General features: G+C 52.0%; 25 protein-coding genes and 1 other RNA gene. 13 read left to right on the top strand and 13 right to left on the bottom strand.

All coding sequences use genetic code 11. From position 1 onward, the window contains the following. The first annotated feature begins 253 nt into the window (after window positions 1-253). Window positions 254-1,759 carry a M48 family metalloprotease gene (locus F7P81_RS16045; protein WP_151160339.1) on the top strand — a complete coding sequence of 502 codons (1,506 nt, stop codon included), beginning with the start codon at window positions 254-256 and terminating at the stop codon, window positions 1,757-1,759. A 77-nt stretch (window positions 1,760-1,836) separates the two neighbouring features. Here the strand turns inward: F7P81_RS16045 and F7P81_RS16040 are convergent, their stop codons facing one another. From F7P81_RS16040 to F7P81_RS16020, 5 genes are all read right to left on the bottom strand, one after another. After that, window positions 1,837-2,562, bottom strand: a complete 726-nt coding sequence (locus F7P81_RS16040) for a hypothetical protein (protein WP_151160262.1) — start codon at window positions 2,560-2,562, stop codon at window positions 1,837-1,839. A gap of 143 nt (window positions 2,563-2,705) precedes the next feature. Next, window positions 2,706-2,831 (bottom strand): type B 50S ribosomal protein L36, encoded by a 126-nt coding sequence (gene ykgO / locus F7P81_RS16035; protein ID WP_075657282.1) that lies wholly within the window; start codon window positions 2,829-2,831, stop codon window positions 2,706-2,708. 242 nt (window positions 2,832-3,073) lie between these two features. Next, the gene (locus F7P81_RS16030; RefSeq protein ID WP_151160261.1) at window positions 3,074-4,147 is read right to left on the bottom strand and encodes a 5-(carboxyamino)imidazole ribonucleotide synthase; all 1,074 of its coding nucleotides are present in this window, start codon (window positions 4,145-4,147) and stop codon (window positions 3,074-3,076) included. A 3-nt stretch (window positions 4,148-4,150) separates the two neighbouring features. After that, a complete protein-coding gene (gene purE, locus F7P81_RS16025; protein ID WP_151160260.1) occupies window positions 4,151-4,657 on the bottom strand; it encodes a 5-(carboxyamino)imidazole ribonucleotide mutase in 507 nt (168 codons plus the stop codon). A 132-nt stretch (window positions 4,658-4,789) separates the two neighbouring features. Then, window positions 4,790-4,993, bottom strand: a complete 204-nt coding sequence (locus F7P81_RS16020) for a YdcH family protein (RefSeq protein ID WP_033315775.1) — start codon at window positions 4,991-4,993, stop codon at window positions 4,790-4,792. A gap of 334 nt (window positions 4,994-5,327) precedes the next feature. Between F7P81_RS16020 and F7P81_RS16015 the strand changes: the two genes are divergently transcribed. Continuing rightward, complete coding sequence (locus tag F7P81_RS16015) at window positions 5,328-5,510, top strand: YdcH family protein (RefSeq protein WP_028233180.1); 183 nt, start codon at window positions 5,328-5,330, stop codon at window positions 5,508-5,510. A 96-nt stretch (window positions 5,511-5,606) separates the two neighbouring features. Here the strand turns inward: F7P81_RS16015 and F7P81_RS16010 are convergent, their stop codons facing one another. After that, window positions 5,607-6,932, bottom strand: a complete 1,326-nt coding sequence (locus tag F7P81_RS16010; RefSeq protein ID WP_151160259.1) for an MFS transporter — start codon at window positions 6,930-6,932, stop codon at window positions 5,607-5,609. A 128-nt stretch (window positions 6,933-7,060) separates the two neighbouring features. On the opposite strand from F7P81_RS16010, the gene F7P81_RS16005 reads away from it, so the two are divergent. Continuing rightward, entirely contained in the window at window positions 7,061-7,459 is a 399-nt protein-coding gene (locus F7P81_RS16005) for a helix-turn-helix domain-containing protein (RefSeq protein ID WP_116089059.1), read from the top strand. 33 nt (window positions 7,460-7,492) lie between these two features. Here the strand turns inward: F7P81_RS16005 and F7P81_RS16000 are convergent, their stop codons facing one another. Together F7P81_RS16000 and F7P81_RS17300 are read right to left on the bottom strand one after the other, a co-directional pair. Further along, window positions 7,493-8,779 carry an MFS transporter gene (locus F7P81_RS16000; RefSeq protein ID WP_151160258.1) on the bottom strand — a complete coding sequence of 429 codons (1,287 nt, stop codon included), beginning with the start codon at window positions 8,777-8,779 and terminating at the stop codon, window positions 7,493-7,495. A 242-nt stretch (window positions 8,780-9,021) separates the two neighbouring features. Continuing rightward, window positions 9,022-9,318 (bottom strand): DUF1192 domain-containing protein, encoded by a 297-nt coding sequence (locus tag F7P81_RS17300; protein ID WP_374828092.1) that lies wholly within the window; start codon window positions 9,316-9,318, stop codon window positions 9,022-9,024. Between the two features lie 289 nt (window positions 9,319-9,607). Here F7P81_RS17300 and F7P81_RS15990 point away from each other — a divergent pair, with 289 nt between their 5' ends. Together F7P81_RS15990 and F7P81_RS15985 are read left to right on the top strand one after the other, a co-directional pair. After that, window positions 9,608-10,612, top strand: a complete 1,005-nt coding sequence (locus F7P81_RS15990; protein ID WP_151160257.1) for an NAD(P)H-quinone oxidoreductase — start codon at window positions 9,608-9,610, stop codon at window positions 10,610-10,612. A gap of 143 nt (window positions 10,613-10,755) precedes the next feature. Continuing rightward, complete coding sequence (locus F7P81_RS15985; RefSeq protein WP_151160256.1) at window positions 10,756-11,442, top strand: DUF1013 domain-containing protein; 687 nt, start codon at window positions 10,756-10,758, stop codon at window positions 11,440-11,442. 71 nt (window positions 11,443-11,513) lie between these two features. Here F7P81_RS15985 and F7P81_RS15980 read toward each other — a convergent pair whose 3' ends face one another. Then, window positions 11,514-13,442 (bottom strand): propionyl-CoA synthetase, encoded by a 1,929-nt coding sequence (locus F7P81_RS15980; protein ID WP_151160255.1) that lies wholly within the window; start codon window positions 13,440-13,442, stop codon window positions 11,514-11,516. A 203-nt stretch (window positions 13,443-13,645) separates the two neighbouring features. On the opposite strand from F7P81_RS15980, the gene F7P81_RS17150 reads away from it, so the two are divergent. Continuing rightward, window positions 13,646-13,813, top strand: a complete 168-nt coding sequence (locus F7P81_RS17150) for a hypothetical protein (RefSeq protein ID WP_022711757.1) — start codon at window positions 13,646-13,648, stop codon at window positions 13,811-13,813. Between the two features lie 62 nt (window positions 13,814-13,875). Here the strand turns inward: F7P81_RS17150 and F7P81_RS15975 are convergent, their stop codons facing one another. Continuing rightward, on the bottom strand, window positions 13,876-14,901 hold the full coding sequence (locus F7P81_RS15975) for a class I fructose-bisphosphate aldolase (protein ID WP_151160254.1): 1,026 nt from the start codon (window positions 14,899-14,901) through the stop codon (window positions 13,876-13,878). A 291-nt stretch (window positions 14,902-15,192) separates the two neighbouring features. Here F7P81_RS15975 and F7P81_RS15970 point away from each other — a divergent pair, with 291 nt between their 5' ends. Next, window positions 15,193-16,350: a PQQ-dependent sugar dehydrogenase gene (locus tag F7P81_RS15970; protein WP_151160338.1), complete on the top strand. Its 1,158-nt coding sequence runs from the start codon at window positions 15,193-15,195 to the stop codon at window positions 16,348-16,350. 46 nt (window positions 16,351-16,396) lie between these two features. On the opposite strand, the gene F7P81_RS15965 is transcribed toward F7P81_RS15970, so the two are convergent. The 3 genes from F7P81_RS15965 to tkt all read right to left on the bottom strand — a co-directional run bounded on the left by F7P81_RS15965 (window position 16,397) and on the right by tkt (window position 20,765). Further along, complete coding sequence (locus tag F7P81_RS15965) at window positions 16,397-17,590, bottom strand: phosphoglycerate kinase (RefSeq protein ID WP_151160253.1); 1,194 nt, start codon at window positions 17,588-17,590, stop codon at window positions 16,397-16,399. An 85-nt stretch (window positions 17,591-17,675) separates the two neighbouring features. Next, window positions 17,676-18,683 carry a type I glyceraldehyde-3-phosphate dehydrogenase gene (gap, locus tag F7P81_RS15960; RefSeq protein ID WP_075657293.1) on the bottom strand — a complete coding sequence of 336 codons (1,008 nt, stop codon included), beginning with the start codon at window positions 18,681-18,683 and terminating at the stop codon, window positions 17,676-17,678. Window positions 18,684-18,779: 96 nt separating this feature from the next. Further along, a complete protein-coding gene (gene tkt, locus F7P81_RS15955; RefSeq protein WP_075657294.1) occupies window positions 18,780-20,765 on the bottom strand; it encodes a transketolase in 1,986 nt (661 codons plus the stop codon). Between the two features lie 416 nt (window positions 20,766-21,181). Here tkt and F7P81_RS15950 point away from each other — a divergent pair, with 416 nt between their 5' ends. The 6 genes from F7P81_RS15950 to F7P81_RS15925 all read left to right on the top strand — a co-directional run bounded on the left by F7P81_RS15950 (window position 21,182) and on the right by F7P81_RS15925 (window position 24,957). Next, entirely contained in the window at window positions 21,182-21,454 is a 273-nt protein-coding gene (locus F7P81_RS15950) for a DUF4164 domain-containing protein (protein WP_028233611.1), read from the top strand. 85 nt (window positions 21,455-21,539) lie between these two features. Continuing rightward, on the top strand, window positions 21,540-21,905 hold the full coding sequence (locus F7P81_RS15945; RefSeq protein ID WP_116089052.1) for a cell division protein ZapA: 366 nt from the start codon (window positions 21,540-21,542) through the stop codon (window positions 21,903-21,905). 100 nt (window positions 21,906-22,005) lie between these two features. Then, window positions 22,006-22,164: non-coding RNA, 6S RNA (ssrS, locus tag F7P81_RS15940), on the top strand. A 187-nt stretch (window positions 22,165-22,351) separates the two neighbouring features. Further along, window positions 22,352-22,948: a 5-formyltetrahydrofolate cyclo-ligase gene (locus F7P81_RS15935; RefSeq protein WP_374828093.1), complete on the top strand. Its 597-nt coding sequence runs from the start codon at window positions 22,352-22,354 to the stop codon at window positions 22,946-22,948. A 48-nt stretch (window positions 22,949-22,996) separates the two neighbouring features. Further along, window positions 22,997-23,821, top strand: a complete 825-nt coding sequence (locus F7P81_RS15930) for a TIGR00282 family metallophosphoesterase (protein ID WP_151160252.1) — start codon at window positions 22,997-22,999, stop codon at window positions 23,819-23,821. A gap of 389 nt (window positions 23,822-24,210) precedes the next feature. After that, complete coding sequence (locus F7P81_RS15925) at window positions 24,211-24,957, top strand: TerC family protein (protein ID WP_075657297.1); 747 nt, start codon at window positions 24,211-24,213, stop codon at window positions 24,955-24,957. Window positions 24,958-24,983: the final 26 nt, after the last annotated feature.

Genomic DNA, 24,983 nt, shown 5'->3' with positions numbered 1-24,983 from the left:
GATCCGGAGCGGGTGCATTACGATCATTTAATGCGACCGGCTCTGGTTAAACAAAGAAGCAGCCTATATCTACTAATGATGCAATAGCTGACAATTTGTGAAATATCGCAAAAATCATTTCACTTCTATTCAGAAGAGCATTGTTTATATTGCGGGCAATTCGCTTGCAGACGAGCAGACAGAATCGCTGAACAGGCCGTGCAACCGGCACCGCCAAATCAGCTTTGAAGTAAACGGGGACACGACACTGGATATGCTTTTAAGGGCAGCACGGTTTTCCGCAGCGGAAAAGCCCTCTATTTCTCCAGTTTTCAAACGATCAGCCGCTATTGGTCTGGTCGCGCTTTTATCTGCCTGCCGTACTGTAGATTTCAGTGATCCCGATGTGATCGGCCCGTCGTCCAATCCCGTTACGGTTGCCAATGTCAGCAAGAATGACAAGCTGGCACAGCTTGGCGCGCAGCAGCATCCGCGTATTCTCGCCACCTATGGCGGGGAATATAAAGATGCCAAGCTTGAGCGCATGGTTGCAAAGATCGTCGGCAATCTCACAACGGTTTCTGACAATCCTGACCAGACATACCGCATTACAATTCTCAACAGCCCGAATATCAATGCTTTTGCGCTGCCCGGCGGTTATCTCTATGTGACCCGCGGCTTGCTGGCGCTTGCTAATGATTCATCCGAAGTGGCTGCTGTAATCGCCCACGAAATGGGGCATGTCACGGCCAATCATGGTATTCTGCGACAGGCAAAAGAAGCGGAATCGGTACTTGCCAAACGCGTTGCCTCCGAGGTGTTGCATGATGATGCGGCCGGTCGTGAGGCGGCAATCCGCAGCAAGCTGCGCCTTGCCCAGTTCTCGCGCAATCAGGAATTACAGGCTGATGCAATCGGCATTAAAATGATCGGCGCTGCGGGTTATGACCCGTTTGCCTCGGCACGCTTTCTGCAGTCGATGGAAGCCTATACGGGCTTCCGCTCTGTCTCCGGTGCGACCGATGCCAGCCTAGACTTTCTGGCCAGCCATCCGGCCACACCACAGCGCGTTGATCTGGCCATCGGCCATGCACGCCGCATCGGTGCACCGGGTGTCGGCACCACTGACCGTCCTTCATTCCTGAACGGTATTGACGGCCTGCTCTATGGTGACACGCCGCAGGAAGGTTTTGTGCGTGAGCGCACCTTTATTCACCCGAAACTCGGTGTGACTTTCAGTGTTCCGCAGGGCTTTACGATTGATAATTCAGCCAGTGCCGTTATGGCCAGCGGTCCGGGTGAACTGGCTATCCGTTTTGACGGTGCAGCACTGCCACAGGGCGGTGATCTTGCAGCCTATCTGCGCAGCGGCTGGGTGACAGGTCTTGATGAGCAGTCTGTGCAGACAACCACAATCAATGGTTTGCCTGCAGCCACTGCGCGTGCCAGTGCCGATAAATGGCAGTTTGAAATTGTTGTCATCGCTTCCGGCCAGAAAGTTTATCGCTTCCTCATCGCCGCGCCGAAAAACAGCAATGCTTTGAGCACGACGACACAAGCGACCACACAAAGCTTCCGCGTGCTGACACCAGCCGAGCAGGCTGCAGCGAAGCCTCTGCGCATCCGCGTGATCAGTGTGAAAGCCGGGGATACGCTTGGCTCACTGGCCAACCGGATGCAGGGAACTGATCGCAAGCTTGATCTCTTCCGCCTTCTGAATGCTCTGCCGAGCGGCGGTACGGTTTCTGCGGGCGACCGTGTGAAAATCATCAGCGAATAAGCTAAAAGCCCCGTAAGGGGCTTTTAGAGCGCCGTGTGCCAGACTTGGCACTACACATGGTCGCTCTAATTGCGGGTTCAGAGGGCGGTATCGCTGTCAGCTTCCGTGAGCTTCAGCATTTCATCCTGCGCTTCTTTCATCATCGGATAAACGCTCAAAGCTTGCTCATAAAGCCGGAGGGCACCTTTGCGGTTTCCGGTTTCGCGTAGCAAAGTTGCATAATTGATGAGAACATCAAAATTGCGCGGCTCTAAAATCATTGCCTGCCTGATGTCATTGAGGGCAGGAGCCAGCTCGTTGCGGCGCAGATGTAAACGGGCGCGCAATTGCCAGACTGTTGCATTGTCAGGGCGCTGCGCCATCACCTCATCAATATAATCCTGCGCTTCCGCATCGCGTGATTGATTGAGGGCTGTTTCTGCCCAGCGCAGCATCAGATCCAGACTATCGCTGCCGGTGCGCACAAAGCTCTGGCGCAGGCGGCTGGCTATGGCATGGGACTTCTCCGGTGTGGATGCTTTACGCAAATCCGTGAACAGTTGCTCCTGTTCTTTCCGGCGGGTTTCTGTGAGCGGTCCTGCCATTTCCACATCGGGATTTTTCGGTTTTTCTTTGGGTTTTGCCGCCGTGTTGTTGATTGGTGCCGGTTTCGGAGCTTCAGGTATGGTTACGGCAGGCGGCATGGGCTGCGGCTCTGTTTTGCCGGTAGCACTGATATCTTCTGCCGCAGCAAAGCCCGCAGCGCCCGTGATCATCAGGGCTGATATCAGAGAAACGGTGAGGGAGCTGCGTGTCTTGGTCATAGTGCTATCATAAAGTAGAAACCGGCTGATTAAAGGCATAAAAACAGCGCCGGTAAATTAATACCGGCGCTGTTAAAATTCTCTACAACTTACTGTCTGAAACAACTCTCAGAGCTGTCTCACTCAGCTCATTAACCCCAAGATTAACCTTGGCGGGCTTTAAAGCGAGGAGCAGTTTTGTTGATGATGTATACGCGGCCCTTACGACGAACCAGCTGGCAGTCACGATGACGGCCTTTGAGCGCTTTAAGCGAATTCTTGATCTTCATGTTACTCACCAATGTGTTTGGCCCGAATTGGGCATATTCCTGGAACGTGTCTCATTTCATTAGAAACGCTGCGCTCGTTCCAGCTCTTTGTTTCTATACATGCCTTGTTCCCAAAACCGTTTCCCGTATTTGGGAGCATGTTTCAGAGCGAGCCAAAGAGCACGTTTGAATGGTTGAGGTGAAATAGTCAATGAATGGGTCAATTGTCAACCATTGATGCGCACGGAACCCGCAAAACGGTGTTATTTTCCGTTTTTAATGCGTGTGACATGCCCCATTTTGCGTCCTTCACGTGCTTCGGCCTTGCCATAGAGATGCAGTACCGCATCCGATTCTGCCAGAATCGCCGGAACTTTGAGCACATCATCACCGATCAGGTTTTCCATAACGCAGTCACTGTGACGTCGCGGATCACCGAGCGGCAGGCCTGCCACGGCACGGATATGTTGCTCAAACTGCGAAACAGCACAGGCCGCTTCTGTCCAGTGACCGGAATTATGGACACGCGGTGCAAATTCATTGGCAACGACAGAACCGTCCGGCAGAACGAAAAATTCAAAGCCGAGCACACCAACATAATCCAGCGCATGAAGCAGCTTCTGTGCGGCCTCGGTGCAGGCGGCTGCGGTTTCAGAGCTGATTGATGCCGGTATGGTTGAGGTATCGAGAATGCCGTTCTTGTGAATATTTTCTGCAATGTCATAAAGGCGGACATTGCCTGCCTTGTCGCGTGCGGCAATGACAGAAACTTCACGGGTAAATTCCACAAAGCCCTCAAGAATTGCCGGAGCATTTTTAATGGCAGCAATGGCTTCCGCCGCAGCGTCATTATCGAGGCTGTTCAGGCGCACCTGACCTTTGCCGTCATAGCCGAAACGGCGGGTTTTCAGAATGCCGCGCTCGTTCAGCGCGCCAAGCGCTGCGACCAGATCCTGCACATCGTCAACCACACGCCATGGTGCGGTGGCAATGCCGCTCTCATTGAGAAACTGTTTCTCGGCAACGCGATCCTGCGAGATTTCCAGAGCCAGCGGTGGCGGGGAGACAATGTTTTTTGTTGCCAGAAACTGTGCGGCTTCTACCGGCACATTTTCAAACTCATAGGTGATAACATCGCAGGCTTCAGCCAGTTCCAGCAAGGCGGCGCGATCATCATAGGCAGCCACGATCTGACGATTGGCGACCTGTGCGGCAGGGCAGTCCGCCTGCGGTTCCAGAATAATGGTTTTGAAGCTCAGGCGCGCTGCCGCCATGGCCAGCATACGGCCAAGCTGACCGCCGCCGATAATTCCGATTGTTGATCCTGCTTGCAGCATGGCTCAGCCCTCATCTTTTGGTGCGGCAGCCACGGCATCGGTCTGGGCTTTGCGATAGGCATCCAGACGCTCTGCCAGCGGCTTGTCATGCAGTGCCAGAACCGCAGCGGCAAGCAGTGCGGCATTGGTGGCACCGGCATTGCCAATGGCTACTGTGCCGACAGGAATACCCGCAGGCATCTGGACGATGGAAAGCAGTGAGTCCTGACCCGACAGCGCTTTGGACTGTACCGGCACACCAAAGACCGGCAGCGGCGTCATGGATGCAACCATACCCGGCAGATGGGCGGCACCGCCTGCACCGGCGATAATCACATGAAAGCCCTGATCGCGTGCCGTTTTGGCAAATTCAACCATGCGATCCGGCGTGCGGTGCGCAGAAATAATACGGGCATCATAAGCAACCCCCAGCGTATCCAGTGCCTGCGCCGCATTGCGCATGGTTGGCCAGTCGGACTGGCTGCCCATAATGATGGCGACTTTCGGGGAAGTTGGTGTGTTATCTGCCATGAAATGTCCTGTCAGGTGCTGGATTTAAAAAATAAAAAATCGGTCAGGCTTCGTAAAAGTCTGCCGGTCTTTTATCTGCGGTGAGAATGTGAATTGATCGGGTCAGATTCAGATCTGAATTTAGACCCGAAGTCAGGCAATAATATCCGGAATGATTTTATCTTCCAGCTTGCTCAGCTGATCCTTGATCGCGAGTTTTTTCTTTTTCATGCGCTGAATGCTGAGCTGGTTACAGCCGGTCTGCATCATCGCATTAATGGCAAGATCAAAATCCGTGTGTTCCTGGCGCAACCGTGCAACGGAGAGGCGAATTTCGGCTTGTTCCTGATCGGCCATGGCATATTCCATCTGATCTTGTCTTCACAGCGAGAACAGAACCGCAGACATCTGCATTTATCGCTCACCAATATGGGTTGCGATTTTCACAGAAGCACCGCAGGTCAGTATAATCCGCCCTTTTTCAGCTTTGCCGTAGCACAAATTTGGCAAAGTTGAAATGTGCCAAATATGAATTCGACATTAATCAAATCTCATGCAAGACTGTCATTGTTTTGTCATAGTCTGGTTCGAGGCTGGGAACTGTCACAAGCAGGTTCCTGCAGACCGAACGGGTCTTGGAGCCTGATCCGCTGACAAAATGAGAGTGACGCGTAAATATAAAGGAGAAGCAATAATGGCACTTGAATCCCATCTTGCCTCACTGGAAAAGAAGCATGATGCACTGGAAAAGGAAATTTCCGACGCCGCAGCATTGCCAGCTACTGATACGCTGACGATCGCCGATCTTAAACGCAAAAAGCTGTATCTGAAGGAACAGATAGAAAAGCTTAGGACACAAGTCACCCGACATTAATTCCGCTAAACTGTAAAGCACAGTTTCAGACAGAACCGCCGGATGGGCAGGCTCTGAAAGATGAGGTGCAGGCCGGATATCAGGCCCGCACCGGATTTATTTTCTTATGCTGATGAGCGTGATTATCAGCGAAAGCAGTGCAAGTCCTGCTGCCGTCAGCAAGGTGACAGTAAAGGCAAATCCGACGGATTTTGCAGCTGCATGAACAAGCTCTTCCTGTCCCAGTGCGGTAACAAATATTGTGGCCATGACAGATGCGCCGGTCATCAGTCCCAGATTGCGCGACAGGCCCAGCAATCCGGACAAGATACCGCGCTGGTCTTCGGGCGCTGCAAGCATGATGGCTGTATTATTGGCGGCCAGAAACAGCTGAAAACACGGTGTCAGCATTATCAGCGATAAAATATATCCTGCAGTTCCGAACCTGACGGGCAGTAAGGCCATGCAGATGAGTGCAATGCTCATAACAGCCAGTCCGTAAGCCAGCGCGCGTCTTATACCAAACCGGTCTGTAATGCGCCCGGCAGGAATACCGGCTAGCGCCGCAACAACAGGACCAACAGCGACAACCAGTCCTGTTATTGCTTCCCCCAGCAGCAGACCGAATGACAAGAAGAATGGCCCGACCACCAGCATTGCCATCATCACTGAGCTGATGAGCAGGTTGGTTATCAGCGAGGCGCTGATAACAGGATTGCGCAAGAGTGACAGAGGCACCAGCGGTGAAGAAGACCGGCTTTCAACACACGCAAAAATTATCAGGGCAACCAGAACCGCCGGAATGGTGATAGTCATATCCCAGTTCAGTCCGTTTTTATTTCCGGTCGTTATCACTGCATAGAGAAACAGCACAATAGCCAGTAGGGTCGCGCCTGACAGATCCAGCGAGCGGCTGGTTTTATGATTTGGCGGTGATGCCGGTATCGCTTTGATAGCAGGAACCAGTAAGACAAAACCGGATATTGCCAGCAGGATAAAGGCGGAACGCCAGCCAAAGACAGCAATCAGGATGCCTCCGAGTGCAGGGCCGAGCGCGGTTCCGATTGCTGACATGGAACCGAGAAGCCCCATGGCGGAGCCTGTCTGTTCGCCGGAAACCATGCCTCTTATGATTGAGACCGGTAATGCCATGATAATGGCTCCGCCTATGCCCTGTATCGCTCTGGCGGCGATGAGCATTGTGAGATTTGGCGCTGCGGCGCAAAGCAGCGAACTGAGTGTAAAGATTATCAGGCCCGTCAGCAGGATAAAACGATGGCCGAACAGGTCGGCACAACGCCCCGCCAGCACAATCACTATTGTGACGGACAACAGGTAAATCAGCACAATCCACTGAACCGCAGACACAGGAGCATCCAGTGTTCTGCTGAGTGCCGGTAATGCGACAGCGGTGATGCTCACGGCCATGGAGGCAAGTAGCATGGAACCTGAAAGAACAAGGATTGCAAGGCGAGGAGAAGTATCAGAGAGGGCGAAACGCACAGCTGTTCCTCTTGTGGCTTGTTTGAGTTGCTGTTACATTGCCACTTCAAGTCAACTTGAGGTCAAGTATGAAACTTCTTGATATAGGTGTGCTGGCGGAGAAGAGCGGAGTGTCACCTTCCGCGCTCCGTTATTATGAGGAGATCGGGCTGATCGAATCCTTCAGCCGCCATGGTTTGCGCCGTCAATATGCACCGGAAGTGCTGCAGCAACTGGCTTTGATTTCGCTGGGGAAGATAGCGGGTTTTCCGCTGTCCGAGATGAAAGGCATGTTCGGCAAAGACGGCTCGGCTGATCTGCCGCGGCAGGCGCTGCATCAGCGGGCAGACCAGCTGGATTTGCAGGTCCGCCAGCTGACAACACTCAGCAAGGCCTTGCGGCATGTGGCTGAATGCCCTGCAGAAACCCATACGGAATGTCCAAAATTCCGCAGGCTAATGCAGGCAGCACTCCATGCCCGTAAATAGCTATATTGGGTATAAGAGCTAACGACCCGTGTGTCAGTTCTCTGATTTCGCCGGTTCCGGTACAGGGACGGATTTCTCTTCCTGTGCCGCCTCAGAGCGCGGATCAAGCAGCACACTTTCCTGTGTGGCAGGGCGTTCCGCAGCCATGCTCTGGAACTGCTCTTTCTCGGAAGGTAGCGGCGAGGCGCGTTTACGCGAGCGCAGAATAGCATAACCGGCAATGGCAATATGCGAGACCGCTGTCACCAGAAACAAGCCGGAAGGCCATAAATTATTCATCGCTTCCGCAGCAATCAGCGGGCCGAGCATGGTGCCGAAACCATAAAGCAGCAGCAAACCGCCGGAAACCTTGACGAAAGTCTCAGGTGTTGCGTGGTCATTGGCGTGGGCAACGGCAACCGGATAAATCGCATAAGCAAGCGAACCGTATAATGCGGTCATGACCAGAATTAGTGTGCCGTTGGTTGGTGCGATGGCAAAAATCAGAAAACCGATAAGAGCGGCAGAACCGGCAACGCTGGCCATGACATAGCGGCGATCGATACGGTCGGAAAAGCGTCCGACAGGGATTTGCATTAATGCACCGGCAGCAATGGTGAAGCTGACCATCAGTGCGATTGTGGTTTTATCAATACCGCTGAGCGAGCCGAAAACCGCACCGAGTGTACCCCATGCACCATTGGCAATACCAATCAGAATAACACTGACAAAGGCAACCGGTGAATTGGCATAAAGCTTTTTCAGATCAAGCTGCACTTCGGTCAGCGGGCGCGGCGAAGATGCTTTGGAAGCTGCGGTTGGCAGCAGCGCAAGGCAGAAGAAGATCGCGGCAATCATGAACAGCGAGCTGCCTTCGACATCGCCGGTAATCACCAGCATCTGGCCGGTCATGACGGCACCGTAGTTGACCATCATATAGAGGCCGAAAATTTTACCGCGTGTTTCATTGGTGGCTTTTTCATTCAGCCAGCTCTCAATCACCATGAAAATACCGGCCATCGCAAAACCGGTAATGGCGCGCAGAACCACCCAGATTGAAGCGTCAACCATCAGGCCGGTCAGCAAAACCACAATTGCCGCAGTGGATGCGAAAAAGCCGAAAGCACGCACATGTCCGGCACGGCGCACCAGACGCGGTGCAAAAATACAGCCAGCAACGAAACCGCCTGCCCATGTTGTACCGATCAGACCCAGAGCCGTAACCGAGAAGCCTTCCACATTTCCGCGCAGTGGCAATAAAAGACCATGCAGACCTGAACCGATCAGCAGAAAAGCGGTGCCGCAAAGCAGTGCGAAAATCTGGACATAGGAACGGAACACGCAGAATCCTTTATTCTATTGCAGGCTATTTTACAGTTTTCTGATCTTGAAACCTGTTCGCCTGAAACTGCAAGGTGAAATTGCCGCTTCGGACAGATTGAGTGTAACCATGCTGACCTATCACTTGGAAGAGTGCAAGGCTTTGTATTGATGAGATATTGTGTCAGGTAAAATAAAAAGAACCTCCGCCTGTTTGAGAGCAGAGGTTCTGAAACTGTGGTGTATCCGGAAATAGCAAAGGCTTACAGGCGAAACAGTGCCTCAGCAGCCGCGCGGCTGCGGTTTCTGTCATTGCGATCGGTTTCCAACCGGCGGATCTCCGCTTTAAGCAAGGCAATACGATTGTCGATTTCAGCCGCTGAAAGCAGGGTCACATCCTCACCGATATGGTGATTATAGGTTGTTGTCTCCTGCGCATTATCATCAAAGAACATGGCGTTTTCCTCACTTCCTGCTGCAGCCTGTCCACGGCAGCTTTCAATATGGTTCGCAATATTCGTGACCTGTTTGCCTTTAAATACAGGGCGGGCAGGCCACATAAGTTTTCAGCATCTCATAAACCTGCATCATTAGCGATATGATTTTTATAGATTGCATTTTTTCAGCATAATATGGCTAGTGGATTGAATTTGCCGTTTGAACTCCCGTCGACACAAATGTTGTTTCAAACGACAAATTCGAAAAATCCACTAGCATTATTTAGTTGCTAGTGGTCTTTTTGATTGCGACATTTGCTCTGCGCCTGTCACGAACGGGCGCAAATGTCGTAATCTGACCACTAGATCAGGGAAAACGCTTTGGGCGGATCAGAGAATTTAAGGAGCGGATATGACAACGGAACTTGCTTCCCAGATGATGGCAATTGCGATTGAACAGGCCGGTGCGCCATCGGTACTGAAACCAGTCAAACGTGCCGTGCCGCATCCGGGTAAAGGCGAAATTTTGATCCGTGTGAAAGCTGCCGGAGTGAACCGTCCTGATGTGTTGCAACGACAGGGGCATTATCCGCCGCCTGCCGGTGCTTCTGATTTGCCGGGGCTGGAAGTGGCCGGTGATGTGGTGGCTATTGGCACAGGCGTGCAGCGCTATAAGGTCGGCGATGCGGTGACTGCCCTTTTGGCAGGAGGCGGTTATGCTGAATATGCCGTGGTTTGTGAAGGCAATGCGCTGCCGCTGCCATCCGGTTATGGTTATGTGGAAGCGGCGGCTCTGCCGGAAACACTTTTTACCGTCTGGCACAATGTGGTGCAGCGCGGACAGTTGCAGGCCGGTGAGACATTGCTGATTCACGGCGGCAGTTCCGGTATCGGCACAACGGCAATTCAGCTTGGCAAAGCGCTGGGTGCCAAAGTGATTGTGACGGCCGGTTCTGCGGAGAAATGCTCTGCCTGTCTGAAGCTTGGGGCGGATGTTGCGATTAATTATCGTGAGCAGGATTTTGTCGAGCAGGTTAAAGCTACCACCAATAACAAGGGTGCAGATGTTATTCTTGATATGGTTGGCGGGGATTATGTTGACCGTAATTATGATGCGGCGGCGGTTGAAGGGCGCATTGTACAGATCGCCTTTCTCGGCGGTGCCAAGGCAAAAGCCAATTTTGCCAAGCTGATGACCAAGCGTCTGACCCATACCGGTTCGACCCTGCGTGCGCGTGATGTGGCTTTCAAAGCGCAGATTGCAGCGGAACTGGAATCAAAGGTCTGGCCGTTGCTCGCCAGCCGCACGATTTCTCCGGTGATGGATATGATTTATCCGCTAAAAGATGCATGGCGTGCCCATGAACGTATGGAAGAGGGTAATCATATCGGTAAAATCGTTCTTGATGTCGCATAACCACTGAGAATGCGCTGAATTCCTGTGCAGGGTTTTCTTGCTCATTGTGTAAAATTTGGTTATAGAGGGAACGAATTCCCGGAAATTGTGGTTTACCCCACGTCCCGCGCTACCGGAGCGGGCGAACGAGAGGATTATATCTTATGGCCACTCAGCTTCTTATGCCTAAGGCAACAGCCGTATGGCTTGTCGATAATACTGCTCTGTCTTTTGACCAGATTGCAACTTTCTGCAAACTGCATGTGCTTGAAGTGAAAGCGATTGCGGATGGTGAAGCTGCACAGGGTATCAAGGGTCTTGATCCGGTTATCACCGGCCAGCTTTCCCGTGAAGAAATCGCACGGGCTGAGAAAGACATTAATTACCGTCTGAAACTGTCCGAACCAAAAGTGCGTGTACCGGAAGCCAAACGTAAAGGCCCGCGTTATACGCCTTTGTCCAAGCGTCAGGATCGTCCGAATGCGATTCTCTGGCTGGTGCGTAACCATCCGGAACTGAAAGATGCCCAGATTTCCCGTCTGATCGGCACTACCAAATCGACCATCGAACAGATTCGCGACCGCACTCACTGGAACTCGGCTAACCTTCAGCCGATGGATCCGGTAACACTGGGTCTCTGCTCGCAGATTGATCTGGATATCGAAGTTGACCGCGCAGCCCGCAATCGTCCGATTGAGCCAGAATCCGGTGATACATTGCTGCCGGCATCGGCAACAGAAAATCTGGATTACAGCCGCAATGACGAATCGGAAGAGCTGGATGCGGATAAAGTCTTCGCCAAGCTTTCTTCGATGAAGAGCGCACCGGAAGACGAAGAAGACGATCTGTAAGATCTCTTTATATTTGTAGTTTTAAAAAGCCGCCGGATCATCTCCGGCGGCTTTTTTGTATCTGATAATTGTCAGGCCGCAGGTTTTGTTGCTTCGGAGCAGGTGCCGATGCCACGTTGATGAAGGCAGTCACGGATATCATCCAGTGTCTGCGGATCTTCAATCGTGGCAGGCATTTTCCATGGCTCGTGGTCAGCAATTTTTTGCATGGTTGAACGCAGAATTTTGCCGGAGCGGGTTTTGGGTAATTTGTTGACTGTCAGAACTGTGCGCAGCGCGGCAACAGGCCCGATCTGATCGCGTACCCGTTCCACACATTCTGCTTCAATCTCACTATGGGCTTGCGTCACACCGGCCTTGAGCACGATGAAGCCGCAGGGGATTTGCCCTTTGAGCTTATCGGCAATGCCGATTACCGCACATTCTGCGACCTGTGGGTGACCGGCAATCACCTCTTCCATCGAGCCGGTAGACAGGCGATGTCCCGCAACATTGATGATATCATCAGTACGGCTCATGATGAAAATATAGCCGTCTTCATCCATGTAACCGGCATCAGCGGATTTATAATAGCCTTCGAATTCATCAAGATAGGCTTCATGGAAGCGCTGGTCGGCCTGCCATAAAGTCGGCAGGCAACCGGGAGGCATCGGCAGTTTGATGACAATATTGCCGAGCTCACCGGTTTTCGCCGGATGGCCTGCATCATCCAGCACCTGCACATCATAGCCGGGCATTGGTACACAGGTGGAGCCGTGTTTGACCGGCAATATGCCAAGGCCGCGCGGATTGCCGGCAATCGGCCAGCCGGTTTCCGTTTGCCACCAATGGTCAATCACAGGGCGGTTGAGCATCTGCTCTGCCCATTCCAGCGTATTCGGGTCTGCACGCTCTCCGGCGAGATACAGTGCTTCAAGACTGGAGAGATCATATTGATGCAGCAGCTTGCCTTCGGGGTCTTCTCGCTTAATCGCGCGCAAAGCGGTTGGTGCAGTGAAAAGCACTTTCACCTTGTGCTCGGCAACCACGCGCCAGAATGTACCGGCATCGGGCGTGCCGACAGGTTTGCCTTCAAATAGCACTGTTGTGGCGCCGATCAGCAGCGGGGCATAGACAATATAGGAATGGCCGACCACCCAGCCGATATCGGAGGCTGTCCAGAAAATATCACCGGCATGAATGTCATAAAGCGCGCCCATCGACCAGGCGAGCGCAACCATATAGCCGCCATTATCGCGCACCACACCCTTGGGCTTACCAGTGGTACCGGAAGTGTAGAGAATATAGAGCGGATCGGTGGCGGCAACGGATGTACAAGGTACTTCACGTCCTGCTGCCTGCTCACAAAGCTCTGTAAAGTCGTGATCGCGGCCTGTGATGAGTTCGCATCGGCATTGTTCACGCTGATGGATCAGACAATGCTTTATCTGATGTTTGGCGCTGGCAATGGCTTTGTCGAGCAGCGGTTTGTAGCTGACTGTCTTATTGGCTTCCAGCCCGCAGGAACTGGCAATAATCAGGGCAGGGGTGGCATCATCAATACGTGCCGCCAGCTCATCGGCTGAGAAACCGCCAAAGACCACAGAATGAATTGCACCAAGGCGGGCACAGGCCATCATGGCAAATAATGCCTGCGGCACCATCGGCATATAAATCAGCACCCGATCGCCTTTTTGAATGTCGAAATCCTGCATCACGGCGCTGAGCCGCATCACCTGCTCCAGAGTCTCGCTATAGGTGAAACGAGCCTTCTGGCCGCTGACAGGACTGTCATAGAGAATAGCGGGAACATCACTGCGACCGGCCTCGATATGACGGTCGAGCATGTTGTAGCAGGTGTTGCATTCAGCGCCTGCAAACCACCGTCCGTAAGGGCCTTGTTCAGGGTCAAAGATTTTTGTCGCTGGTTTATACCAGTCGATAAGTGCGGATGCTTTACCCCAGAAAGTTTGGGGATCATTTTTCCATGCCTGATAAATTTCGGGATAAGCCGAAGTCATGTATTCCTCCCATTGCAATGCAAGCTGTGCTTGCACCTCTCAGGCGCAGAATAACTTTCACCGGATCTTTGTGCGGTTTTGAAAAATATAAACTACGCCATTCTCCTCAGCCGATATTAATCCACACTGTTAAAGTGACGTCCATTCGACTAAAGAGGGGGCAAGATACAAGTCAGGCCGCAATAATATTCAGAGGATGCGCAATGGCAAAGATTGCACCGGTTTTATTGCTGATCCTGATGGGATTGCATCTGCTGAAGCCATTGGGATTGCCGGGGCTGAAGCGGCGCAGTGACTTCTGGAAAATCGCCGTTGCGGCCATTGCGGTGATGATGATTACAGTTTTGCTGCAGGCTCATACCGGTTATTAAAAGGTCAGATATAAAAAAGCCCGCGTTAAACGCGGGCTTTTTCAATTCAAAAGAAATGCGGATTAAGCATTCTTTTCCTGTGCTTCAGTCCATGCGCCGGTCGCGGCAAGGCCGTTCATGCGGGCGCGGTGAGTGAAGGCAGCCTGTGCTGCAGGAACGTTTTCGTCTTTACCGCCCCATGCCTTGATGGCAGCAGCCTGCAGAGCGCGGCCATAGGAGAAGGTCAGGTTCCAAGGCATATCATAACCGGCATTCATTGCGGAGAGATGTGCAGTTGCTTCAACATCCGACTGACCGCCGGAGAGGAATGCAATACCAGGAACTGCGGAAGGAACATTGGCTTTCAGCACGCGAACTGTCAGTTCAGCAACCTGTTCAACAGAAGCCTTACGGGCGTTTTTACCGTCGATAACCATGTTTGGCTTGAGGATCATACCTTCAAGCTTAACGCGGGCATCATAGAGTTCGTTGAAAACGGTTTTCAGAACCAGATCGGTCACTTCATAGCAACGCTCAATCGAATGGTCGCCCGGTACGCCGTCCATCAGGATTTCCGGCTCAACGATCGGCACGATACCGGCTTCCTGACACAGAGCTGCATAGCGAGCCAGTGCCTGTGCATTCTGACGCACTGCGCCCCATGTTGGCAGAGTATCGGAGATTGCAATAACGCCGCGCCATTTGGCAAAACGTGCGCCGAGTTCGTAATATTCGTTCAGGCGTTCACGCAGGCCATCAAGACCTTCGGTGATGGTTTCGTCAGCAAAACCGGCCAGAGACTTGGCACCGGCATCAACCTTGATACCTGGGATAGAGCCGGTTGCTTTGATGAGGTCTGCAAGACGAGTGCCGTCACGGGCGCTCTGACGCAGGGTTTCATCATAGAGAATAACGCCGGAGATGTAGTTCTTCATCGCATCATCTGCGCGGAACAGCATTTCGCGGTAATCGCGGCGCGCATCTTCTGTCGAAGTCAGATTGATGCTGTCAAAGCGCTTCTTAATTGTACCGGAGCTTTCATCGGCGGCAAGAATGCCTTTGCCTTTTGCTACCATGGCAACTGCAATATCTTCGAGACGTTCGCTCATAAAAAACTCCGTGTTAAGAAGGGCGTTGGAAATTGGTACCCAGCCGATAGCAGATGTGCCGGATAAAACAAATACTGTGCCAAGCACTTGAACCGATTGAATTAATTTTAACCGATTAAGTTCGGACAAGTTTTCTTAAAACTGGTTAAAATTACCGGATAAGTTTATCTGCACAACAGACTTGTCAACAGCCGCCGGATTGCGTTTGATGCAGCCAGTCATAATCAACCGGTCAAGGGGGAGAGCGTGCTGAACGGACGCGTCAAGATTACAGGTCTGAAACATGCAGGCATTCGTTATTTTCTGGTCTCTGCAATAGCAGCCAGCCTGTTCAGCTTACCGGTTTTTGCATCCCAATCTGTTAATGCCGGTGGCCGCGCAGCGGTTGCTGAAAATCCGTTTAAAGTGCAGGAAATTGCCGAATTTAATACGCCGTGGGCGATTGCTTTTTTACCGGATCAGCGTCTGCTGGTAACGGAAAAAGCCGGACATATTTTTCTGACAGATAGGGCCGGTAAAAAGACCGAAGTCAGCAATGTGCCTGCCGTGTCTTTTGAAGGGCAGAATGGTCTGCTGGATATTGCTGTTTCACCGGATTTTACCTCTGACCGACTGGTCTATTTTACCTATGCGGAGCCGGAGCGCAGCGGCAAAGACGTTCTTAGCTCGCTTACTTTGGCACGGGCAAAATTGAGCGAAAAGGATGGCAAAGCTTCGCTCGATGACCTGACTGTGATGTGGCGACAGCTGCCGAAAAGCAAATGGGGGCAACCGGGCGGCATTATCGCTTTCTCACCGGACGGAAAATATCTGTATTTAAGCTCCGGTGACCGGATGAACCCGAAAACTGCGCAAGATCCGAAACTGGCTCTGGGTAAAGTGCTGCGTTTTAACCGCGACGGTTCTGTGCCGCAGGATAATCCGCGTGCCGATCTGGCAGGGCAGGATGAGGATAATGCACGGGCGCTGACATGGACAACCGGCCATCGCAATCCTTACGGACTGGCTTTTGCGCCTGATGGCAAATTATGGCTGCATGAAATGGGCCCCAAAGGCGGGGATGAGCTGAACCTGATTAAACAGGGCTTGAATTACGGCTGGCCGGTGGTGTCGAATGGCACGCAATATAGCGGTGAGCCGATCCCGCATCATGAGACAAGACCGGAATTTGAACCGCCGGTTGTCTATTGGACACCGGTGATTGCCCCTGCAGGGCTCGCTTTTTATGAAGGCGCATTGTTCAAAAACTGGAAAGGCTCTGCTCTGATCGGCGGCCTTGCTTCCATGGCTTTGATACGGGTTGAGTTTAAAGAGGATGGCAGTGCTGATGAAGCGGAGCGCTATGATATGGAAAACCGTATCCGCGATGTGGCGATTGCCAATGACGGTTCCGTCTATGTGATCGAAGATGATATTCCGGGGCGGTTACTACGCCTCACACCGAAATGAGTGAACATTAAAAAAAGCCCGCTGAAATCAGCGGGCTTTTTTGATTTTAGTGCTTTTTCAGCACGTCTACACCCGGAAGCGGTTTGCCTTCCATCCATTCAAGGAAAGCGCCGCCTGCGGTAGAGACATAGGAGAAATCATCGCTGACTTTGGCGTGGTTCAGCGCTGCAACAGTATCACCGCCGCCGGCAACAGAAACCAGCTTGCCCTGTTTCGTGCGTTCAGCCGCATGTTTGGCAGCGGATACGGTTGCCGCATCAAAAGGATGCAGTTCAAAAGCACCGAGCGGGCCGTTCCAGACCAGTGTGGAAGCATCGCTGATTGCCGCATTGATGCGGTCAACCGAGAGCGGGCCCACATCCAGCATCATGCCGTCATGCGGGATGGCATCCACACCATAATTCTGGTGCGGGGCATCCGCTGCAAAGTGCCATGCAACCACAGCATCAACCGGCAGAATAATCGCGCAATTGGCGCTATCCGCTTTTGCCATGATCGCACGGGCTGTATCGGCCAGATCATGTTCACAGAGCGATTTACCGACATTGTGGCCTTGTGCTGCAAGGAAAGTATTGGCCATACCACCGCCGATCACCAGAGCATCAACCTTTTCAACAAGGTTGGAAAGCAGGTCGATCTTGGTGGAAACTTTGGCACCGCCGACAATCGCGATCACCGGACGGGCTGGCTGGCCGAGACCTTTTTCCAATGCAGTCAGCTCGGCTTCCATGGTCAGACCGGCAAAAGCAGGCAGAACATGTGCCAGACCTTCGGTCGAGGCATGAGCGCGGTGCGCAGCCGAGAAAGCATCATTGACATAGATATCGCCATTGGCAGCGAGCGCTTTGACGAAATCGGCATCATTCTTTTCTTCGCCTTTGTGAAAACGGGTGTTTTCAAGCAGCAGAACATCGCCGTCCTTCATGGCGTTAACGGCTGCAGCAGCTGCATCGCCGATACAGTCTTTGGCGAAAGCAACATGATGCTTAACGGCATGTGCCAAAGCAGGCACGATCTGTTCCAGCGAGAATTCAGCCTTCACTTCGCCTTTCGGGCGACCGAAATGCGCAAGCAGAATGACTTTGGCGCCATGTTCACGCAAAGCATTGATGGTCGGAATGATACGGTCAATACGGGTGGTATCCGAGACTTTGCCGTCCTGCATAGGTACGTTCAGGTCAACGCGGACAAGCACGCGTTTTGAAGCAACATCTGCGTCTTTAAGAGTGCGGAAATTCATAAGAGGTCTCCGGTTTTTGCGGAATAAAAAAGCCGCGCGTCCAGTGAGGTCACGCGGCTTCGGCATATTTGGTCCGAGCAGATGCTTAGATCAGCTTGCCAAGCGCAACCGCAGTATCGCTCATGCGGTTTGAGAAGCCCCATTCATTGTCGTACCAGGTCAGGATACGCACCATGGTGCCGTCCATCACTTTGGTCTGATCCATATGGAATACGGATGAATGCGGGTTGTGGTTGAAGTCGATGGAAACCAGCGGCTCATCAGTAAAGCCGAGAATGCCTTTGAGGCGGCCATTAGCAGCTTCACGGATTGCATTGTTGATTTCTTCAACAGTTGTGGAGCGCTTTGCTTCAAATGTCAGGTCAACAACGGAAACATTCGGGGTTGGTACGCGGATTGCAACGCCGTCGAGCTTGCCTTTGAGTTCCGGCAGAACCAGACCAACAGCTTTAGCCGCACCGGTTGAAGTCGGGATCATCGACAGGGCAGCAGCGCGGGCACGATACAGATCCTTATGCATGGTATCCAGCGTCGGCTGGTCACCGGTATAGGAGTGGATCGTGGTCATGAAGCCTTTTTCAATGCCGATTGCGTCATTGAGAACCTGAGCCACCGGTGCAAGGCAGTTGGTGGTGCAGGAAGCGTTGGAAATGACCAGATGATCTTTGCTCAGCTTGTCATGGTTGACACCGTAAACAACTGTCAGGTCAGCATTGTCCGCAGGTGCGGAAACGATAACGCGCTTGGCACCGGCTTCCAGATGAGCAGCGGCTTTATCGCGGGTTGCGAAAATACCGGTGCATTCCAGAGCAATGTCCACGCCTTCAGCCGCCCATGGCAGTTCAGCAGGATTGCGCACAGCGTGAACTTTCATCGCGCCGCGGCCAACATTAATGGTGTCGCCTTTGACAGTCACTTCTGCCGGAAAACGGCCGTGAACGCTGTCATAGCGCAGCAGATGCGCATTGGTTTCAACCGGACCCAGATCGTTGATTGCTACAACTTCGATATCGGTACGACCCGATTCGATGATGGCGCGCAGGACGTTACGGCCGATACGACCAAAACCGTTAATAGCGACGCGAACTGCCATATTATGACTCCCGAAACTGTTCGATGTTTTTCAGTCTGCTTTTGCAGGCTGAGAGAGAAAAAGGAGTAATCAGGTCACCTGATTACTCCTGATAAATTAACCCAGCTTGGCTTCTGCTGCGGCAACCACAGCTTCTGCAGTGATGCCGAAATGCTTGTAGAGATCATTGATCGGGCCGGAAGCGCCGAAGCCCTTCATACCGATGAATGTGCCGTTTTCGCCGATGAAGCGTTCCCAGCCCATGGAAATTGCTGCTTCAACCGCAATACGTACCGGCGCATTGCCGATCAGTGCTTTCTGATAGGCTGCTGTCTGGTTTTCAAACAGCTCAAAGCAAGGAACGGAGACTACGCGGGTCGGAATACCTTTGGCTTCCAGCTGTGTGCGGGCATTGAGCGCGATTTCAACTTCGGAACCGGTGGCGAAGATGGTGACTTTTGCATCATCCGAAGCGGTTGCCAGTTCATAGGCACCATAGGCGCAGAGATTGTCATCATCGTGCTGGGTGCGCACAGTCGGCAGGTTCTGACGGGTCAAAGCCAGTGTCGACGGTGTTTTGGTTGAGTTCAGCGCAATCTGCCAGCATTCAGCAGTTTCAACCGCATCAGCCGGACGGAATACGAAATGGTTCGGAATAGCGCGCAATGCAGCCAGATGTTCAACCGGCTGGTGTGTCGGGCCGTCTTCACCAAGACCGATGGAATCGTGGGTCATGACATAAGCAACGCGGATGCCCATCAGTGAGGACAGACGCATGGCCGGACGCGCATAGTCGGAGAAGCAGAGGAAGGTGCCGGAATAAGGGATAACACCGCCATGCAGCGCCATACCGTTCATTGCAGCGGACATGCCGAGCTCACGGATACCGTAATGGACGAAACGGCCATGGTAATTATCCGGTGTAATCGGCTTGGTCTGCGAGGTCAGCGTGTTGTTGGAGCCGGTAAGGTCAGCGGAGCCGCCGATGGTTTCCGGTACAACGCCGTTGATAACTTCCAGAGCCATTTCCGAAGATTTACGGGTGGCAACCTTCGGCTTATCTTCCGAGAGCTTTTTCTTATAGTCGATGATCGCCTGATCGAAGGCGCTTGGCAGATCGCCGCGCATACGGCGTTCAAATTCTGCACGAACCGATGCGTCAGCGGCAGCAAAGCGCTTTTCCCATTCGATACGCTTCTTCGCGGAGTTCAGACCGGCCAGACGCCATGCATCAAGCACATCCTGCGGGACAACAAATGGCTCATATTCCCAGCCGAGTGCCTTGCGGGTGGCTGCAATTTCTTCAGCGCCGAGCGGCGAACCGTGAACCTTGCTGGTGCCAGCCTTGTGCGGCGAACCAAAACCGATGGTGGTTTTGCAGGCGATCATGGTTGGTTTGTCAGATGCTTTGGCGAATTCAATAGCCTTGGCAATTGCATCCTGATCGTGACCGTCAACTTTCAGCGTGTTCCAGCCGGAAGCTTCAAAGCGGGCGCACTGATTGGTGGAGTCGGACAGGGAGATCGGACCGTCGATGGAGATATTGTTGTCATCCCAGAGAACGATCAGACGGTTCAGCTTGAGGTGACCGGCCAGCGAAATCGCTTCCTGACTGATACCTTCCATCAGACAGCCGTCACCAACCAGAACATAAGTGTGGTGGTTGACAAGTGCATCACCGAATTCTGCGTTCAGAATACGTTCTGCCAGTGCCATGCCAACGCCGTTGGCAATACCCTGACCGAGCGGGCCGGTTGTGGTTTCAATACCGGCAGCATGGCCGAATTCCGGATGGCCTGCAGTGCGGTGACCGAGCTGACGGAAATTTTTGATTTCGTCGAGCGTGATGTCTTCATAGCCGGTCAGATACATCAGGGAGTATAGCAGCATTGAGCCATGGCCTGCGGACAGGACAAAACGGTCACGGTCAGGCCATGTGGTGTTCTGCGGATCATGGGACATGAAACGGGTGTAAAGCGTGGTCGCAATATCAGCTGCGCCCATCGGCAGGCCCGGATGGCCCGAATTGGCTTTTTCTACTGCGTCCACAGACAGGAAGCGGATTGCGTTGGCCATCTGGTTCTGTTTATCGGAATTACTCATGGTTTCGGCTGTCTTTCCTGTGGTGCCTGCAGAATGTGTAAAGAGCTGTTAGCCTCAGACATCGGCAGATTTGTGAGCATTAGGACATAACTTGCAGTAAAAAGATAAAAAGAGCTCTGCTGCAAGGGTTGGCGACACATAACATTTGCATGAAGAGAGTCAACAAAGCGCTGGCATTCTGCACGTATAACAGGGGATTTCAGGCCTGCATGCGACACAGTGTGCGCGCTTAAAACGGTTGAAGTTACAACAGCGCTTGTCAAACCCCGTTGTAAATATGGTGTATGAGTTAACGCCTTTGTGTGACATTTGTTGCTCCACAGCATTGTGCTTATTAAAGTGATGGCAAATCTGCCGCTTCCGGCATGACGATTCGGCCTTATTTTGAAAAGCCGTTATCGGCAAAGGGAAAGAATATGGCTTCAGAAATTACGCTCAGACAGGCGATTGAACAACTGGAAAAAGCAATGACAACTCTTGAGCAGGCTGTTGAATTACGGCTTGAAAAAGAGGGGGACTTTGTGGAAGCGGAAGAAGAAGTACAGCGTATGAATGCTGACCGCTCCAAACTGGCACAGGAACTTGATTTGTCTGAGGCTCGTGCCGAGCGGCTGGAGACAGCCAATCGTGAAGTCTCGCGGCGGCTGGTAACGGCTATGGAAACAATCCGCACGGTTCTCGATCGTTGAGGCTCTTGCCGGACAAAATTTAGCAGCTATTTATGTTCTATAGCTTGCACGGCAAAATAATAAAAAACGGCAGAACGGAGGTCCCATGGCTACAGTAACAGTGACAATCGATGGCAAAGCCTATCGTATGGCCTGTGACGAGGGTCAGGAAGAGCATCTCTCCGGTCTGGCTGACCGTTTTGACCAATATGTTATGCATCTCAAAGGCTCTTTCGGTGAAATCGGCGATCTGCGCCTGACCGTTATGGCCGGTATCATGGTGATGGACGAGCTGGCCGAATTGCAAAAACGCTTGCAGGGGCTGGAAAATGAAGCGGAAACGCTGCGTCGCTCCCGTGATGATGCTTTGTCCCGTGCCGATAAAAGCGACAGCGCTTTGACACAGGCAGTGGCACGTGCTGCCCATCAGATTGAAGGTCTGGCTAAAAAAATTGCACCACGCGGCAATTGATCGGGCAGTTCTGATTTATTGTGATGAGTTGAATAAAAAAATCTGTATCCGTGAGAATGCCCTCTGGTGCAGGGGCATTAGAATCCCTATAATAAATACAGGCGTACTGCTCTTCACGACAGAAGGTTTAACATCCCCGGGGCCTTATTGATCTCTAAGGGAACTGTCCCTGAGGAGGCTCGAGGGCTTCTTCATATGGTGCCCACCTACGTTGTAGGTTCCCGGGATCAATCGCTTCATCGGTCGCTGTGGTTCGCCGCTCTTTCCTTTTTCATATTTGCCTTTTTTCGCGTCTTTCTGTTTTAATCGGGAAGAGGCGTTTAGAGCATAATTCCTTAAACTTGGATCAGTTTAAGGTGAAATTATGCTCTAATTTTAAAGTGTTAGAGCGAGTTTTGTGTGCCAAGTATGGCACACGGCGCTCTAGGTGTGTGAAATGAAGGAAAATGAGCATGGCGGATGGTGATCTGAAAATGCAGAAGGCCGATTTGCGGAAATCTGTTCTGCAGGCACGCAATGCTCTCCCTGAAATTTTCCGTAACACTGCTTCTGAGACCATTGTTCAGAACTTTCTGAATGGCATAACTCTGCCTGAGAAGGCCTGTGTCTCCGGTTTCTGGCCGATCCGCTCGGAAATTGACCCGCGGCCGCTGATGCGGGTGCTTGAAGCGCGCGGCATGACACTTTGTGTGCCGGCGATTTTGGATAAGCAGACTATTGAATTCCGCACCTTATCATTTGGCGATACGCTGGTTGAGACGGGCTTTGGTACAATGGGGCCACCGGCCGATGCGCCGGTTGTTGATCCCGATATTATGCTGATTCCGCTGGCGGCATTTGACCGTGCAGGCAATCGGATCGGCTATGGTGCGGGCTATTATGACCGTGCAATTGCAGCTTTACACCATAAAAATAAGCATCCGCTGCTGATAGGTGTTGCGTTTGATGCCCAACGGGTAGATCACATAGCCCATGAGCCACATGATGTGGCATTGAATTATATTCTGACTGAAACCGGACTTATTGCGGCATCGCCAGTGTGATATTTGCGTGATATTTGCGGAAAATCCAAAAGCAGGTTTGAAGGATCTATGCGTTTTCTTTTCTTGGGTGATATGGTTGGCCGCTCTGGTCGCACAGCAGTTTTTGAAAAATTACCGGGTCTGATTTCTGATCTGAAACTGGATTTTGTCGTTGTAAACGGTGAAAATGCTGCCGGTGGTTTCGGAGTGACGGAAGAAATCTTCCATGAGACCATCCGTGCGGGTGCCGATGTCATGACCACCGGCAATCATGTCTGGGATCAGCGCGAGGCTCTGGATTTCTCCCGCCGCGAAGATCGCTTTTTGCGCCCTGCGAATTTTCCGAAAGGCACTGCCGGTAGAGGTTCCGGTCTCTATATTGCTAAGAACGGTGCACGTGTACTGGTCGCCAATATTATGGGGCGTGTTTTCATGCATCCTGATCTGGATGATCCGTTTAAGGCCGGTGAGGAAATTCTCGGAGCCTGCCCGCTTGGTGAACAGGCAGATGCGGTGATCTTTGATTTCCACGCGGAAGCCACCAGTGAAAAGCAATGTTTCGGCCATTTTGTCGATGGCCGCGCCAGTCTGGTTGTGGGAACACATACCCATGTCCCGACTGCTGACTGCCAGATTCTGACCAATGGTACGGCCTATATGTCTGATGCCGGTATGTGCGGTGATTATGATTCATCGCTGGGTATGGACAAAGAAGAGCCGCTCAACCGTTTTCTCTCCAAAGTGCCGAAGGGGCGCTTTGAGGCTGCCAGCGGCCCTGCAACCATCAGCGGTATCGGGGTTGAAATTTCTGACCGTACTGGTCTGGCAGAAAAGGCGGCGCCATTACGCATCGGACCGCGGCTTGAAGAAACTATTCCGTCTTTCTGGCGCTAAAGTATCGTTTTGCTGAATAAAATTATAAAACCCGCATATTTTACGGATATGCGGGTTTTTTGTTTGGCCGAACATGCGAAATATTTCAGACAGAAATAAAATGTTGGGCTTCTGTTTTATTGAAAAACAGGCATTCTTTTCCCATGTGCCTGTCTCGTGATTTCATGAGATTGTAAAATATCTGTGCGTGTTCAAGTCTTTATTGCCTGTATAGGCGGTTTATAACCGGAACATGGACTGAGTTTTGAACTGTTTTGTCATAAGTAAAATGACGCAGCTCACCTGTCTCTTTGGCTTTGCGCACTATCTGATGCAAAGCCGCATGGTATTTGCCGGATATGCTTACATTACAGATCTATCAATAATTCTTCGACGCAAAGGGCGCCTGAATGGAATTTTTCGCTGAGTATTTTGGTTTTTTGAACAGCCCTGCGGGATGGGCTGCCTTGGTCACATTGCTGGTCATGGAAATTGTTCTCGGCATTGATAATCTGATCTTTATCTCGATCCTCACCAATAAGCTGCCGCTGCATCAGCAGGCAAAAGCCCGAAAAATCGGTATTGGTGCTGCGCTGATCCTGCGTCTCGGACTGTTGTTCACAATTTCCATCATCGTACAGATGAAGGATCCGGTGATTGAGCTGTTCGGTAATCAGTTCTCATGGCGCGATATTATTCTGATTGCCGGTGGTCTGTTCCTTGTCTGGAAAGCGACCAAGGAAATTCATCACACGGTTGATCCTCATGACGGTGCCAAAGCCGGTGCAGGTAAAGTTGTGACATTGAGCATGGGGGCTGCAATTACACAGATCCTGTTGCTTGATCTGGTCTTCTCTGTCGACAGTATCATCACAGCGGTTGGTATGACCGATGAGATCGTGATCATGGTGATTGCTGTTGTCGGTGCTGTAACAGTGATGCTGCTTGCTGCTGACCCGCTGTCGCACTTTATCGGTAAGAACCCGACAATCGTTATGCTGGCGCTGGGCTTCCTGCTGATGATCGGTATGACCCTGATTGCCGATGGCTTCGGTTATCATGTGCCGAAAGGCTATATCTATGCTGCGATGGGCTTCTCGGCGCTGGTCGAAATCCTCAATATGCTGGCACGTCGCCGTAATAAGCCTGCTGAGTAAATCAGTATAAAATCCGCATATGAAAA

This window comes from Pseudochrobactrum saccharolyticum (assembly GCF_008801715.1).
Lineage (GTDB): Bacteria > Pseudomonadota > Alphaproteobacteria > Rhizobiales > Rhizobiaceae > Pseudochrobactrum > Pseudochrobactrum saccharolyticum.
This window is presented reverse-complemented; position numbering and strand designations above follow the sequence as displayed.

Coding starts and splice junctions, on each gene's coding strand:
- F7P81_RS16005 (WP_116089059.1), top strand. CDS start 7,061: ATGAAACTTCTTGATATAGGTGTGCTGGCGGAGAAGAGCGGAGTGTCA.
- F7P81_RS17300 (WP_374828092.1), bottom strand. CDS start 9,318: ATGTGGCCTGCCCGCCCTGTATTTAAAGGCAAACAGGTCACGAATATT.
- F7P81_RS15975 (WP_151160254.1), bottom strand. CDS start 14,901: ATGAGCGAACGTCTCGAAGATATTGCAGTTGCCATGGTAGCAAAAGGC.
- F7P81_RS15985 (WP_151160256.1), top strand. CDS start 10,756: ATGGCCACTCAGCTTCTTATGCCTAAGGCAACAGCCGTATGGCTTGTC.
- F7P81_RS15965 (WP_151160253.1), bottom strand. CDS start 17,590: ATGAATTTCCGCACTCTTAAAGACGCAGATGTTGCTTCAAAACGCGTG.
- F7P81_RS16030 (WP_151160261.1), bottom strand. CDS start 4,147: ATGCTGCAAGCAGGATCAACAATCGGAATTATCGGCGGCGGTCAGCTT.
- F7P81_RS15945 (WP_116089052.1), top strand. CDS start 21,540: ATGGCTACAGTAACAGTGACAATCGATGGCAAAGCCTATCGTATGGCC.
- gap (WP_075657293.1), bottom strand. CDS start 18,683: ATGGCAGTTCGCGTCGCTATTAACGGTTTTGGTCGTATCGGCCGTAAC.
- F7P81_RS16045 (WP_151160339.1), top strand. CDS start 254: ATGCTTTTAAGGGCAGCACGGTTTTCCGCAGCGGAAAAGCCCTCTATT.
- F7P81_RS15990 (WP_151160257.1), top strand. CDS start 9,608: ATGACAACGGAACTTGCTTCCCAGATGATGGCAATTGCGATTGAACAG.
- F7P81_RS17150 (WP_022711757.1), top strand. CDS start 13,646: ATGGCAAAGATTGCACCGGTTTTATTGCTGATCCTGATGGGATTGCAT.
- F7P81_RS16040 (WP_151160262.1), bottom strand. CDS start 2,562: ATGACCAAGACACGCAGCTCCCTCACCGTTTCTCTGATATCAGCCCTG.
- ykgO (WP_075657282.1), bottom strand. CDS start 2,831: ATGAAGATCAAGAATTCGCTTAAAGCGCTCAAAGGCCGTCATCGTGAC.
- F7P81_RS15930 (WP_151160252.1), top strand. CDS start 22,997: ATGCGTTTTCTTTTCTTGGGTGATATGGTTGGCCGCTCTGGTCGCACA.
- tkt (WP_075657294.1), bottom strand. CDS start 20,765: ATGAGTAATTCCGATAAACAGAACCAGATGGCCAACGCAATCCGCTTC.
- purE (WP_151160260.1), bottom strand. CDS start 4,657: ATGGCAGATAACACACCAACTTCCCCGAAAGTCGCCATCATTATGGGC.
- F7P81_RS16020 (WP_033315775.1), bottom strand. CDS start 4,993: ATGGCCGATCAGGAACAAGCCGAAATTCGCCTCTCCGTTGCACGGTTG.
- F7P81_RS15950 (WP_028233611.1), top strand. CDS start 21,182: ATGGCTTCAGAAATTACGCTCAGACAGGCGATTGAACAACTGGAAAAA.
- F7P81_RS16010 (WP_151160259.1), bottom strand. CDS start 6,932: ATGCTACTTGCCTCCATGGCCGTGAGCATCACCGCTGTCGCATTACCG.
- F7P81_RS15925 (WP_075657297.1), top strand. CDS start 24,211: ATGGAATTTTTCGCTGAGTATTTTGGTTTTTTGAACAGCCCTGCGGGA.
- F7P81_RS15935 (WP_374828093.1), top strand. CDS start 22,352: ATGAGCATGGCGGATGGTGATCTGAAAATGCAGAAGGCCGATTTGCGG.
- F7P81_RS15980 (WP_151160255.1), bottom strand. CDS start 13,442: ATGACTTCGGCTTATCCCGAAATTTATCAGGCATGGAAAAATGATCCC.